The organism is Thalassotalea psychrophila (assembly GCF_031583595.1).
In the GTDB taxonomy this organism is placed as follows: domain Bacteria; phylum Pseudomonadota; class Gammaproteobacteria; order Enterobacterales; family Alteromonadaceae; genus Thalassotalea_A; species Thalassotalea_A psychrophila.
Genome location: NZ_CP134145.1, coordinates 655,275 through 668,398 on the forward strand (window position 1 = coordinate 655,275; position 13,124 = coordinate 668,398).

Annotated in this window: 16 protein-coding genes; 4 read left to right on the top strand and 12 right to left on the bottom strand. The window is 37.8% G+C overall.

Annotation, left to right across the window (positions count from 1 at the left end):
* Nucleotides 1-82 precede the first annotated feature (82 nt).
* From mgtE to RGQ13_RS02845, 12 genes are all read right to left on the bottom strand, one after another.
* The gene (mgtE, locus tag RGQ13_RS02790) at nucleotides 83-1,444 is read right to left on the bottom strand and encodes a magnesium transporter (RefSeq protein WP_348392036.1); all 1,362 of its coding nucleotides are present in this window, start codon (nucleotides 1,442-1,444) and stop codon (nucleotides 83-85) included.
* A gap of 103 nt (nucleotides 1,445-1,547) precedes the next feature.
* Entirely contained in the window at nucleotides 1,548-1,826 is a 279-nt protein-coding gene (locus tag RGQ13_RS02795; RefSeq protein WP_348392037.1) for an HPr family phosphocarrier protein, read from the bottom strand.
* Between the two features lie 20 nt (nucleotides 1,827-1,846).
* Entirely contained in the window at nucleotides 1,847-2,692 is an 846-nt protein-coding gene (gene rapZ, locus RGQ13_RS02800) for an RNase adapter RapZ (RefSeq protein ID WP_348392038.1), read from the bottom strand.
* 7 nt (nucleotides 2,693-2,699) lie between these two features.
* Nucleotides 2,700-3,149, bottom strand: a complete 450-nt coding sequence (gene ptsN, locus RGQ13_RS02805; protein ID WP_348392039.1) for a PTS IIA-like nitrogen regulatory protein PtsN — start codon at nucleotides 3,147-3,149, stop codon at nucleotides 2,700-2,702.
* A 2-nt stretch (nucleotides 3,150-3,151) separates the two neighbouring features.
* Nucleotides 3,152-3,439, bottom strand: coding sequence for a ribosome hibernation promoting factor (gene hpf / locus RGQ13_RS02810; RefSeq protein ID WP_348392040.1), 288 nt, complete (start codon nucleotides 3,437-3,439; stop codon nucleotides 3,152-3,154).
* A 25-nt stretch (nucleotides 3,440-3,464) separates the two neighbouring features.
* The gene (locus tag RGQ13_RS02815; protein WP_348392041.1) at nucleotides 3,465-4,961 is read right to left on the bottom strand and encodes an RNA polymerase factor sigma-54; all 1,497 of its coding nucleotides are present in this window, start codon (nucleotides 4,959-4,961) and stop codon (nucleotides 3,465-3,467) included.
* A 108-nt stretch (nucleotides 4,962-5,069) separates the two neighbouring features.
* Nucleotides 5,070-5,798 (bottom strand): LPS export ABC transporter ATP-binding protein, encoded by a 729-nt coding sequence (gene lptB / locus RGQ13_RS02820; protein WP_348392042.1) that lies wholly within the window; start codon nucleotides 5,796-5,798, stop codon nucleotides 5,070-5,072.
* Between the two features lies 1 nt (nucleotide 5,799).
* A complete protein-coding gene (gene lptA / locus RGQ13_RS02825; protein WP_348392043.1) occupies nucleotides 5,800-6,375 on the bottom strand; it encodes a lipopolysaccharide transport periplasmic protein LptA in 576 nt (191 codons plus the stop codon).
* The gene (lptC, locus tag RGQ13_RS02830) at nucleotides 6,341-6,907 is read right to left on the bottom strand and encodes an LPS export ABC transporter periplasmic protein LptC (RefSeq protein WP_348392044.1); all 567 of its coding nucleotides are present in this window, start codon (nucleotides 6,905-6,907) and stop codon (nucleotides 6,341-6,343) included. Before lptC ends, lptA begins: the two co-directional genes overlap by 35 nt.
* Nucleotides 6,904-7,470: a 3-deoxy-manno-octulosonate-8-phosphatase KdsC gene (kdsC, locus tag RGQ13_RS02835; protein ID WP_348392045.1), complete on the bottom strand. Its 567-nt coding sequence runs from the start codon at nucleotides 7,468-7,470 to the stop codon at nucleotides 6,904-6,906. The genes lptC and kdsC overlap by 4 nt, the downstream gene beginning before the upstream one ends.
* 4 nt (nucleotides 7,471-7,474) lie before the next feature.
* Nucleotides 7,475-8,449: a KpsF/GutQ family sugar-phosphate isomerase gene (locus RGQ13_RS02840; protein ID WP_348392046.1), complete on the bottom strand. Its 975-nt coding sequence runs from the start codon at nucleotides 8,447-8,449 to the stop codon at nucleotides 7,475-7,477.
* Nucleotides 8,450-8,461: 12 nt separating this feature from the next.
* On the bottom strand, nucleotides 8,462-9,439 hold the full coding sequence (locus RGQ13_RS02845) for a calcium/sodium antiporter (protein WP_348392047.1): 978 nt from the start codon (nucleotides 9,437-9,439) through the stop codon (nucleotides 8,462-8,464).
* A 413-nt stretch (nucleotides 9,440-9,852) separates the two neighbouring features.
* Between RGQ13_RS02845 and RGQ13_RS02850 the strand changes: the two genes are divergently transcribed.
* From RGQ13_RS02850 to mlaD, 4 genes are all read left to right on the top strand, one after another.
* Nucleotides 9,853-10,623: an outer membrane protein OmpK gene (locus RGQ13_RS02850; RefSeq protein WP_348392048.1), complete on the top strand. Its 771-nt coding sequence runs from the start codon at nucleotides 9,853-9,855 to the stop codon at nucleotides 10,621-10,623.
* A 392-nt stretch (nucleotides 10,624-11,015) separates the two neighbouring features.
* Complete coding sequence (gene mlaF, locus RGQ13_RS02855) at nucleotides 11,016-11,819, top strand: phospholipid ABC transporter ATP-binding protein MlaF (protein ID WP_348392049.1); 804 nt, start codon at nucleotides 11,016-11,018, stop codon at nucleotides 11,817-11,819.
* Complete coding sequence (gene mlaE / locus RGQ13_RS02860) at nucleotides 11,819-12,598, top strand: lipid asymmetry maintenance ABC transporter permease subunit MlaE (protein WP_348392050.1); 780 nt, start codon at nucleotides 11,819-11,821, stop codon at nucleotides 12,596-12,598. Before mlaF ends, mlaE begins: the two co-directional genes overlap by 1 nt.
* A gap of 44 nt (nucleotides 12,599-12,642) precedes the next feature.
* Nucleotides 12,643-13,119, top strand: coding sequence for an outer membrane lipid asymmetry maintenance protein MlaD (gene mlaD, locus RGQ13_RS02865; protein WP_348392051.1), 477 nt, complete (start codon nucleotides 12,643-12,645; stop codon nucleotides 13,117-13,119).
* The last annotated feature ends 5 nt before the right edge of the window (nucleotides 13,120-13,124 follow it).

The following is a 13,124-nucleotide window of genomic DNA, read 5'->3' on the forward strand; positions in this document are numbered from 1 at the left end:
TCTGTTTCAGTTGTACAGGTAATCGTTAAGATGACCATTTTGCCCTTGACTCCTTAACCCTTATCAGCCCTAGTACCTTTTTTTACTTACCTAAGAATAAGGTTGCTGTTCCCAAGAAGGCAAATATTCCAACAACATCGGTTATCGTAGTTAGGATAACACTACCGGCTAAAGCAGGGTCGATATTCATTTTCTTCAACACTAAAGGGGTAGCAACACCCGCGAGGCCTGCGACAGTTAAATTCATCAGCATTGCAAAAGCAATAATCCCACCTAACACGATATCTTGCTTCCAAATAGCAACAATAGACGCAATAAATAATGCCCAAATCAGGCCATTTAAAAAACCTACGGCTATTTCTTTATTTAAAATAATACGAGCGTTGTTATCACCAATGTGACCTAATGCCATACCGCGAATAACCAGAGTTAAGGTTTGATTTCCGGCAACACCGCCCATACTTGGCACTAACGTATTTAAAACTGCTAATATCGCCATCTCGGCTAATATGCCTTCAAACATGCTAGATACAGCAACAGCCATTAAGGCGGTAATTAAGTTTACACCGAGCCAAATAGAGCGCTGCTGCGTACTTTTAATTACCGGTGCGAAAGTATCTGCTTCATCATCTAAACCCGCCATGCTCATCATTGAGTGTTCTGCGTCTTCACGAATGATGTCAATCACATCATCTATGGTAATACGACCAAGTAATTGACCATTATCATCAATTACCGGTGCAGAAAGCCAATCATGGCGTTCAAATAACTTAGCAACTTCACTTTCTTCTGTTTCAACTGTGATGGCTATTGTATCGTAATCGGTAATTTCAGCGATCGCTTGTTCAGGCCGTGCGGTAACTAAATTAGCTAATGAAACAGAACCAATAAACTGATCCTTACGGTTTACTACATAGAATGAATCAGTTGCTTCAGGTAATTCACCTTTTAAGCGCAAGTAGCGCAAAATCACATCAATGGTGATATCTGGACGAAGAGTAATGGTATCGGTATTCATGATACCGCCAGCGGTATCTTCTTCATAAGAAAGTGCTTGCTCAACTCGGGTTCGATCTTGCGAGTCCATTGAGTTTAATACTTCTTTATAGACAGAGTCGGGCAGGGTTCTTAAAACCTCAGCCAAATCATCAATGTCCATACCTTCAGCAACGGCAGCAACTTTTTCAGGCTGCATGTTTCTTAAGATACCTTTACGAACCTCTTCTGAAAGCTCTTCCAGGATTTCACCCTGAAGATCAGGATCAATTAGTTGCCAAAGAACATTACGGCTGCGAGAAGTAGATGATTCGAGGAGTAAAGCAATGTCAAAAGCAGGCATATGCTGGAACATTTTTCGCACATAAACGAACATACCACTTTCTAAAGCGGTATTTATTTCTAATAAACGTTTTTGGCTAATTTCTTGCTCTGATATTTCTGGCATGAATCACCCTGTGCAAGGTTGTTGTTATTAATTCTAAATCAGTGCAAGTTTAACGTAAGCTAATGGTTTTATCAGCTTTTTTATTAAAATTAACTACCTGAAGTTATTCGGCTTCGTCAAATTTATCTAAAAACAATTGAATTACTGCGGCCATTGCTTGCTCGGCTTGAATACCTTCTGCTTTGACGTGGACTTCTTTGCCTTGACTACCCGTTAGTAACATAAGCCCCATAATCGAGTCAGCTTCAGCTGATTTTTGCTCGAGTGTTAAGGTAATTTTAGCCTGATAGTTTTTGCTTAATTTTGCTAATTTAGTAGCGGCTCTTGCATGCAACCCTAATTTATTTTCGATTAGTACACTTTGTTCAACAATTAACGACATTTTTAAATTTAACTCAACAATTACTTGGTCATTTCACGGTGACGAATCTGTATATCTTTGTGTTCTTTTTTAAATTGTTTTGCTAGTGTCTCAGCAATATAAACACTTCGGTGTTGACCGCCAGTACAACCAACAGCTATGGTTAAATACGTACGATTGTTACGCTCTAGATGAGGCAACCAAGTCATCATAAAAGAATTGATTTGCCAAATAAATTTAGTAACTATCGGTTGGCTTGCTAAAAAGTCTTGTACCGGCTGGTCTAATCCGTTGTATGCTTTTAAACCTTCTTCCCAAAAAGGATTAGGTAAAAATCTTGCATCGAAAACATAATCTGCATCAGATGGCACACCATATTTAAAACCAAACGACTCAAATACAATTACCAAATTACCTGTAGTGGAACCTAGTACTCTTTCTCGCACTAAATCGGCAAGTTGATGCGGAGTTAGTTTGGAAGTATTAATGTATAAATTTGCCCTACTTGCTACCGGGTCGAGTAATTTTTTTTCTAGCGCAATTGCTTGATCAAGAGCCATATTTTTACGGATCAAGGGATGCAAGCGTCTTGTTTCGCTATAACGACGAATGAGTTCACTATCATCGGCATCTAAATACAAGATACTTAATTCTACAGAATTAGGTAAATAATCTATGATCTCTTTAACGTCTTCAGGATTTTCTGGCAGGTTACGTACATCGAGGGATACCGCCACATTCTCATAGTCATTAATAACAGTATGAGTTAGTGCTGGTAATAGATTTACCGGAATATTATCAACACAATAATAACCAAGATCTTCTAGCACTCTTAATGCAACGGTTTTACCTGAGCCAGAACGACCACTTACAATGATTAGTTTCATTTTCTACCTAATTGTTTACAACCAATTGATGAAGTTCAGTGGAACTGTGACAACGTCTTACTTTTTTACTATTCTCTTTATTACTAAAAAATTTGGCAACACTGGCCAAAGTCTCTAAATGTTGCTGACAATGATCTTCAGGAACGAACAATGCGAAAAAAATGTCAACCGGCTTATCATCAATAGCGTCAAAAATAACTGGCTTATCTGTTGTTAATAAAACAGCCACGGGGCTTTCACTATTATTGATTTTACCGTGTGGAATAGCGATACCATTACCAATTCCAGTGCTGCTCAACTTTTCTCTTTTACTTAAACTGTCCAACAATTCTTTTGCATTTGCGCTGCTAATTTTATTCGCTGCAATTGCACTGATTTGTTGAAGTATGTTTTTTTTACTTTTACCCTGTACTGCACATATGGTGCAGTCAGGGCTTAATAGTTGCTTTAAATTCATAGTTAATGGTGAGCTAACTTAGCCTTATGTTTGAGAACTTGTCTATCTAGTTTGTCGACTAATCCGTCAATTGCCGCATACATATCTTCATGGTTGGCAGAAGCAAATATTTCACCTGCATTTACATGTAAGGTAGCTTCAGCAATTTGTTGCAATTTTTCTACTTTCAAAACCACATACACATTATTTATGTGATCAAAGTGTCGTTCGAGTTTTTGTAATTTTTCATCAACATATGAACGCATAGAATCGGTAACTTCAACATGATGACCGGATAGATTAATTTGCATAAGCTTTGTCCTTATTTTGTTGGTTTTAAAGTAAACTTTTTCTTTGATTCGATGGTGGTATACCTAACGATTCTCTATATTTAGCAATGGTTCGACGTGCTACATTAATACCTTGTTCGCTAAGCAATTCCGCCATTTTACTATCGCTTAATGGTTTTGCTGCTATCTCTGCGTCGACTAGTTTTTTAATCAGAGCACGTATTGCTGTTGATGAACATTCACCACCATTCTCAGTGCTAACATGGCTAGAAAAGAAGTATTTTAGTTCAAATATACCTCTTGGGGTGTGCATATATTTTTGTGTTGTAACTCTTGATATCGTTGATTCATGCATTTCAACAGCTTCTGCAATGTCATTTAATACCATAGGTCGCATTGCTTCTGCTCCATGCTCAAAAAAGCCTTGCTGCTGTTGAACGATACAATTAGAAACTTTAAGTAAAGTGTCGTTTCTACTCTCAAGTGATTTGATGAACCATTTTGCTTCTTGTAAATGTGAACGAATAAATTGGCTATCTTCTGATGATTTAGTTGTTTTAACCATCGACGCGTATTGATTATTAATACCAATTTTAGGCGCAGTATCCGGGTTCAATTCCACCACCCAACGACCATTTTTCTTGAAAACACTAACATCAGGAATAACGTATTGTTCCTCTTGTTGTACTATCGCATCGCCAGGTCTTGGATTTAACGAGTGGATTAACTGCATTACTTCTTTTAGCTGGGGCTCTTTTAACTTAGTTTTGCGCATGATTTGTCTAAAATCACGATTACCTAACAAATCGATATGCTCGCTAATCACCAATTTGGTTTCTGTTATAAAGGGAGTGTCAGGGCTAAACTGGGCAAGTTGAATTAGTAAACAGTCGGCTATTGATTTAGCCCCAGAGCCTATAGGATCAAACATATGAATGCGTTTTAACACCGCTTCAACTTCGTCTAGTTCGACTTCATCATCTCCTAAGCTAGATAAAATATCTTCGCAGGTCACCGTAAGATAGCCACTATCATCAATAGCATCAATAATAGCTATGGCAATAGTCCTATCGGTGTCGGAAAACGGAGTTAACTCCATTTGCCAAGTTAAATGATCTTGGATAGATTCAGAAGTTTCACCTTGATATACATAATCATCATTACTGACGCCGCCAAGCCCAGTGTTTGATGTACCGGCACTGAAGCTTTCTTCCCAAGTTGAATCTACGGACAACTCTTGTGGAATTTCATTTTGAGTTAAGGCTTCAGAAGTACTTATTTCGTCATGAGTCGGTTGTGCGTCCTCACTACCATCAATAGCTTCAGCAGCTGTTTGCTTACTATCTAAATGTGAATCTGAATTAGCGTTGATCTCTTCTTGATTAGCGGATTCATCAACCTCTAATAAAGGGTTGCTATCTAAAGCTTCTTGAATTTCTTGTTGCAGATCTAACGTAGAGAGTTGCAACAGTTTTATTGCCTGTTGTAACTGTGGTGTCATCGTTAAATGTTGCCCCATACGGAGCTGAAGACTAGGTCTCATTTTTTGAAAAAATTCCAAATTTACATAAGTGTAATCTTATGCAAGTTAACTACTAAATACACGAGAAACGAATAATTGCTTTAAACTAGCTTAAGCTGATTAACTTAACTATAGCTTGAATTTCTCACCTAGGTAGACATCTCGAACATGTTGATTACTTAAAACTTGTTCAGCATTACCTTCAGCGATCAATTCACCATGACTTACAATGTATGCATGCTCACATACATCAAGAGTTTCTCGTACGTTGTGGTCGGTGATTAATACCCCAATACCACGATCTTTTAACTGTAAAATAATTTTTTTAATATCGCCCACTGAAATTGGATCTACTCCAGCAAACGGTTCATCTAATAAGATAAATTTTGGGTCAGCAGCCAGTGCTCTGGCGATTTCAACACGGCGCCTTTCACCACCAGATAAACTCTGACCAGTGTTTTCAATAATGTGACCAATATTAAAATCTTCAACCAGACTTTCAAGTTTTTCCAGTTTGGCTACATCGTCGAGATCTTTGCGGGTTTGTAAAATGGCCATGATGTTATCAAAGACACTAAGTTTTCTAAAAATTGACGCTTCTTGCGGGAGATAACCTATGCCTTGACGAGCTCTTTCATGCATAGGTAATAAGGTTAAATCTTGATCATTTAACACGACAGAGCCTTCGTCACTTGGTACTAAACCAACGATCATATAAAACGAAGTGGTTTTACCTGCACCATTAGGGCCTAATAGACCTACTATTTGTCCTGAGTTAACCGTTAAGCTGACACTCTTTACTACTTTTCGGCCGCTATAGGATTTAGCAAGGTTTTGTGCTTTTAGGGTTGCCGTCATATTATTGTTCTTTATCTTGCTCTACTGAATTGTTAATTTTAGATTCAACATCTTGTGTTTCTTCTTTAACTTCTGGTTTCACTTCAGGCTTTAAAATTGTTGTTACAGTACTGGCACTTTCTGCGCTTAGTTGTTCTGTTGCTATGTTGTAAGTGATTATGTCACCTTTTACCATACTGCCTTCTTGGCTAACTGATGCATTGCCTTTTATGGTAATTGTTTGCGTGGCTGGTGAATATGAAACTTCATCTGCTTGTAATTCAATTTTTTGGCCATCATCAAGAATTTGGCTAAACCGTGCAGGTTTTCCTGTAGCCAAGTAGTTCTTAAGATCCGTACCTTCTTGATTTGTTACCTTCACCACGTCTGCTTCTATACTCAGCGTGCCCTGGGTGATTTTCACATCTTCCATGTAACTGGCAATCTTATTTTTTAAATCGCTAGATTGCTTTTTTGCAACAATCACAATCTCTTGTTTAAAATCAGCTTCTTCGGCAAGACTTGTTGCTAATGGAAATACTAATGCTATGCCAAGCAGTAATTTATGAGGCATGTTTTTTATAAATTGTTTGTACATGTTCATTCAAAGTCATTTTAGTGGAATTGATATCAACGTTTAACCCAGAGCCATACATAGTGAAATCCTTGCCTTTTAACAAGATAGTCTGCTCTGAAGTGATGATGTTATTAGTTAAATCTACATTAAGAGATTTGCCGTGTATTTCTGAAATAAAATTTGTTTTGTCTTCAGAAATCAATCGTACTCTATCATTGAGCAATAAGATATTATCTTCGCCTAAACGTCCTTGATTTGCGGATAAATGCCAAACAGCACTGCCATTTTTAGGGTACAACGTATATTTAGGCGCTTGGAAAAGTGTTTCAGTATTATTTAAATAGTGAGACATTTTCTCAGCAGAAATGGTATGAGTTAAATTGCCCATCTCGTCATATTGGCTTGAGCTTAATGCTGTTGCGATAAAGTCGGGCTCATCTTTCGGCTTTACTACTTGCACAATAGTTTCATTCGATTGTTGCCATTGCATATATCCATAAACAGATAATGAAATGATAAATATAATCGTTGAAATACTATGCAATCGATTCATATACTGCTGCCTTTAGCATTTTGTAATGTGTTTTGACTTTGCATGATCAGATCACAAAGTTCTCTGACTGCACCAAAACCGCCCTTAATAAAGGTAACATAATTTGCGCCTTGTTTAACTAACGGGTGAGCATCATTAACTGCAACTCCTAACCCGACAGCTTCGATACAAGGCAAGTCTGGAACGTCGTCACCTATATAGGCAATTTGTTCGTTAGTAAGTTCCAAGTTTTTTGCGATCTTCATTAATGCCGGTAATTTATCTTCTTCACCTTGAATAATAAATTTTACTCCTAGGGCGGTCATACGTTTTTCAACGATATTAGATTGTCTACCGGTAATTACTGCAACGTCGACTCCATTTTGACCTAAGGCTTTAATGCCAAAACCATCTTTAGTGTTAAATGCTTTTAGCTCTTCGCCATCGTTACCTAAATAAATACGTCCATCAGAAAATACACCATCCACATCACAAACTAACAACTTGATTTGTGCTGCTTGGCTAAGAATATTGCTATCTACTTGCCCATAAAGGGTGTTAGTTAAAGAGTTTGGCTGGTTCATTGAGTTAAATTACTCCCGCTTTTAAAATATCGTGCATATTCATCGCCCCAATTGGTTGGTGGTTTTGATCGACAATAATTAAGCCATTGATGCTTTTATCTTCCATAGATTTAAGAGCTTCTGCAGCTAACATTTCACTATTTGCAACAATCGGATTCTTGGTCATCACACTAGCTATATTATCTTGATGAATGTTTACCTCCTCATCAAGGATACGTCGTAAATCACCATCGGTAAATAATCCTGTTAAAATTCCGCTTGAATTTACTACGGCAGTCATACCTAAGCCTTTGCTTGAGATCTCTACCAAAGCGTCTTTTATAAGGGCTGTTTCATCAATGACAGGTAAGCGTTCGCCACTATGCATAATGTCAGACAAACGTAATAACAAGCGTTTACCTAAACTACCGCCGGGATGTGATAAGGCGAAGTCATCGGCAGTAAAGCCTTTAGCATTTAATAACGCTACTGCTAGTGCATCGCCCATTACCAATGTTGCAGTTGTACTAGATGTTGGCGCCAAACCCAATGGGCATGCTTCTTGCGGGACATCGATACAAATATGCACGTCAGCGAGTTTTGCTAATGTAGACTGGGTGTTACCTGACATAGCGATTAACTTTGCACCAATGCGTTTTATTACTGGTAGTATTGCTAATACTTCACCAGTTTCACCTGAATTGGAAATTGTCAGTACTACATCTTGGCTTGTGACCATACCTAGGTCGCCATGGCTCGCTTCACCAGGGTGGACAAAAAATGCAGGAGTTCCTGTACTTGCTAGTGTGGCAGCAATCTTTCCGCCTATGTGGCCTGATTTTCCCATACCGATGACAATGACTCTACCACTGCAATCGAACATATATTGACACGCTTTGGCAAAATGCTCATCAATATAAGTATGCAAGTTAGCAACTGCTTTTGTTTCTATATCGATAACTTGCGCGGCAAGTTCTTTAAATTTACTAGCGTGGGGCATTCATAATCTCACTTAAATAAACTGATTAAAGATTAGGTATTGATAAACAATAAAGCCAATAAACAATACCAATCCTTTTAAACGGGTAATTCTAAATTGCCCACTTAAACTAAAACATAACAAGAATACTAAAAAGGTTATTCCTAACATGTAAGGAATATCACGAGAAGCTACTTCACTATCAACAGCTCCAGGCGCAATTAGAGCGGGTAACGCTAAAACAGCTAAAATATTGAAAATATTTGAACCGATGATATTACCTAAGGCTAAATCATCCTCTTTCTTGATTAAACTCATAATGCTTGCTGCAAGTTCGGGCAAGCTGGTGCCAATTGCAATAATGGTTAAACCAATCACTAAATCGCTAATGCCGACAGATTTAGCAATGACAGTTGCCGACTCAACTAAAAAGTGGGCACTTAGTGGTAATAATATAATACCGAAGGTGAGCCAGAAAAACGCATTAGATGAACTTACATTTTCGGGGATGTCCAATTCTGCTTCGAGGACTAGGGGGTCATCCATTTTATTATTTTTACTTTGACGTAATGTGACAATCAATAGAGTGACGATAAATAACACAAAACCAGTCATTAGTACCACACCTTCAGTAAAAGTGAAGTTAAGGTCAAATAACATATAACTGGCAATAATGGTTATGACTAACAGGATTGGTATTTCACGTTTTAAGGTAAGTGAGGAAACAATCAAAGGCTTGAACATAGCCGTTAACCCTAGCACTAAGGCCACATTGGTTATGTTAGATCCAATAGCATTACCAATGGCGGTGTCAGGCGAACCCTGCATGGCAGCCGTTGCCGCTACCAACATTTCTGGTGCTGATGAGCCCATGGCTACAATAGTTAAACCGATGATCATCGGTGCGATACCATAGTTTCTTGCTATTGCTGCAGCACCAAAGACAAATTTATCGGCACTTATAACCAATGCAGCTAAGGAAATTAGAAGGATGAGGATTTCAACGTACATTTACTGCTCCAATTTTTAGGGGCTGTTGATCTCTCATCCCCTCTATTTAAATTGTCGCCCCTTATGAAGTAAATGAAAAGGCTTAAACTCAGGTTTATTGGAAAAAATTAGATTTTTATCGACATTTCTTTGATTTCAGCAGCTTTAAACTGTAAAAATTAACGTATTTGCCAAAAGTTCAATTTTTATGGTCAGTTTGTATAAGCTTTTTGTAACTTTAAGTAATCCATTAACCCAAGTAATTTACTGTATTTAAGAAACTTTTCATTTTAAAGAAAGCTGAATGATGATTTCTAATTACATTAAATAACCTTTCAATTCGAGCTGTATACAAAATAATCAGTACAATGTGCGCGATTTTACAAGCAAGTATCAATCATGACGGTACTCCCCACGGATAATACGAGAATATAATGCGTAAATTTATTATTGCACTACTGGCAACGGCAGCAATGGCTGCAACAACAGCGCAGGCTGAATATCAATATGGCTTTGCGAATGCTTATTTTGATGGCCTTTCATGGACTAACGGAACCGAAGGTTGGAACGGCGGTGATATTAGCGAAACACGAGAAGATCATATTGCTTTTGGCATAGAAGCTGGAGCAGGGTTTTCATGGGGCGAAATGTACGGTTTTTATGAAATGGAAAAACTGAATATGGATTCTGATTTACGCTCTAATGCGTTTAAAATCAGTGCTCACTATAAAATTTATGGCAATATTACTGCTTATGGTCAAGTTTATGACTATAACGACTCTGGTTTTGGTGATATTAGTGAACAAAACACAGTTATTGGTGTTGGCTATATTGGTTGGGCGACACCTGATTTTTGGTTTAAACCTTTTGTCGGTGTGCATGAAGTTAAATCAGGTCAATCTGAAGAAAGTTTTGATGATATTAATGGTATGAATGGTGTTATGGTTGGTTGGAACATGGGGATGAACTTTACCATTGCCGGTGAAAAATTCATGTTAACTAACTGGAATGAAATTGAAATTGACCGAAATGAAGATTATGCCGATTACCAATATGGTGAAACCGGCTTAAATGGTGGTATTGGTTTATGGTACGACATCACTGAGCGTGTTTACACCGGTGTTCAGTATCGCTATTTTCAAAATAAATTAGGTGTTGACGGTTACGGTGATGCAATTATTTTCCGTATCGGTGTGCACTTATAATTAAATCAATTCATCGCAATAACGTTCGAATTTATTCGGACGTTATTTCTAAAGAACGAGCGTTACTCTCGCTGAGATTACGCCTATATTAATATTATCTTTAAGAGTTTCGCACTTGATAATAAATAAGTAACCAAACAAAAAAAATTTACCTACATTTGGAACTTTTAGTTAAAACACTCGGTCGTAGTTTTACACTTTCTTTATAACAGTCCTTTTTCATCGCCTATAATCTATGCAATTACTGTGAAATTTATTTAATTATCCTAATAAATAGAACGTTTTAATGAAAAAAAATAAGTTATTAACAATTGCTTACTAATATATAATGCAGTTATGAATAAGCTCAGGTAAAATCTGAATAATAATGATACTAATTCTCAATACACACTATGTCTGAAAATCTGGTAGAAATAAAAAATTTAAGCTTTCACAGGGAAGAACGCTGTATCTATGATGATATAAGTTTATCTATTCCAAAAGGCAAAGTGATCGCAATCATGGGGCCAAGTGGTATCGGTAAAACGACACTACTTAGGCTCATAGGCGGACAACTTAAGCCAAGCAAGGGACAAATTCTTTTTGCTGGGCAAGATATCCCAAAACTTTCTCGATCAAAACTGTACGAAGCTCGCAAAAAAATGAGCATGTTGTTTCAATCAGGCGCTTTATTCACTGATATGTCCGTTTATGAAAACATTGCATTTCCTATTCGTGAACATAGCAAGCTGCCTGAAAACATCATTGAAAAAATGGTGATGATGAAACTAGAAGCCGTAGGCTTACGTGGGGCTATGCACTTACAACCGAGCGAATTGTCTGGTGGTATGGCAAGAAGGGCTGCATTAGCACGCGCTATTGCCCTAGATCCTGAATTAATTTTATACGATGAGCCATTTGCTGGCCAAGATCCTATTTCTATGGGAGTCGTTGTACGCTTAATTAAAGATTTGAATGACGCCTTGGGTTTAACATCTGTGATCGTTTCTCATGACGTGCCTGAAGTAATGAGTATTGCCGATTATATTTATATAGTTGCCGAACAAAAAATTATCGGGGAAGGTACGCCAGAGCAAATTCTTGAGCAAGAATCAGAGTTAGTACAGCAGTTTATTAAAGGTGAAGCCGATGGTCCGGTACCATTTCATTTTCCGTCAAAATCTTATAAAAGCCAGTTATTAGGAGAGCAATCTTAGTGTTGGATAAAATTCAAGCATTAGGTCATACCGCCATAAATATTATTGTTGGCTTAGGTAAAGCTATGCTGATGCTACTTTCGGCGATTATACAGGTGCCAAATCCTAAAAAAGGCTGGCCATTGTTAGCGCATCAGCTGTATTCAGTGGGTGTTTTGTCATTATTGATTATTATTGTCTCAGGTACTTTTATTGGTATGGTAATAGCTTTGCAAGGCTACACTATACTTGTTGGATATGGTGCAGAGGCTAGTTTAGGTCCTATGGTGGCACTATCCATTATACGCGAGCTTGGCCCAGTTGTTACTGCTTTACTTTTTGCCGGGCGAGCAGGCTCAGCTTTAACTGCTGAAATTGGTTTAATGAAAGCGACCGAGCAGTTAAGCAGTTTAGAGATGATGGCTGTTGATCCGTTACGTCGTGTGATCGCACCGAGGTTTTGGGCCGGTATTATCAGCATGCCACTGTTAGCCGCAATATTTTCATCTGTAGCGATTATAGGTGGTCACTTGGTTGGGGTCGACTGGCTAGGCGTAGACTCGGGAACTTATTGGTCGGTTATGCAAGCCGAAGTAGATTGGAGTGATGATGTACTTAATGGCATTATTAAATCAATTGTATTTGCTTTTGTGGTGACTTGGATTGCCGTTTATAAGGGCTATGATTGTATTCCTACCTCTGAAGGTATTAGCCGTGCTACTACTTCAACGGTTGTGCAATCGTCTTTGATTGTTTTAGGTTTAGATTTTATTTTAACAGCGTTAATGTTTGCTAATTAAACATCATTAACGAGCTATTTATTTTTAGAGTTGGTGGATTTGACATGGTGTCGAAAAAAATTGAATTATTGGTTGGTTTCTTTGTTGCGTTAGGTATTGCTGCGTTACTTATGCTGGCGTTAAAAGTTGCAGATGCAGGTATAAAAGGTAACGGTGAAACTTATCAGCTATACGCCAAGTTTGATAATATTGGTGGTTTAAAGGTACGCTCACCAATTAAGGTTGGCGGAGTTGTTGTTGGTCGAGTGGAAAGTATTAAATTGGACCCTGAAGATTATGTACCAATTGTAACTATGGATATATATACTCAGTACGACAATTTTTCCGAAGCTACTTCTATTTCTATTCTTACCGCTGGTTTGTTAGGTGAGCAATATGTAGGGCTATCACCTGGCTTTATTGATGAAGAGCTGGGCATTGGTATTTTACAACCAGGCGATTTTATTGAAGATACAAAACCTGCTATTGTACTAGAAGAATTAATTGGTCAATTCTTATTTAGTCAAGGTAGTGAAGATTAATCTCA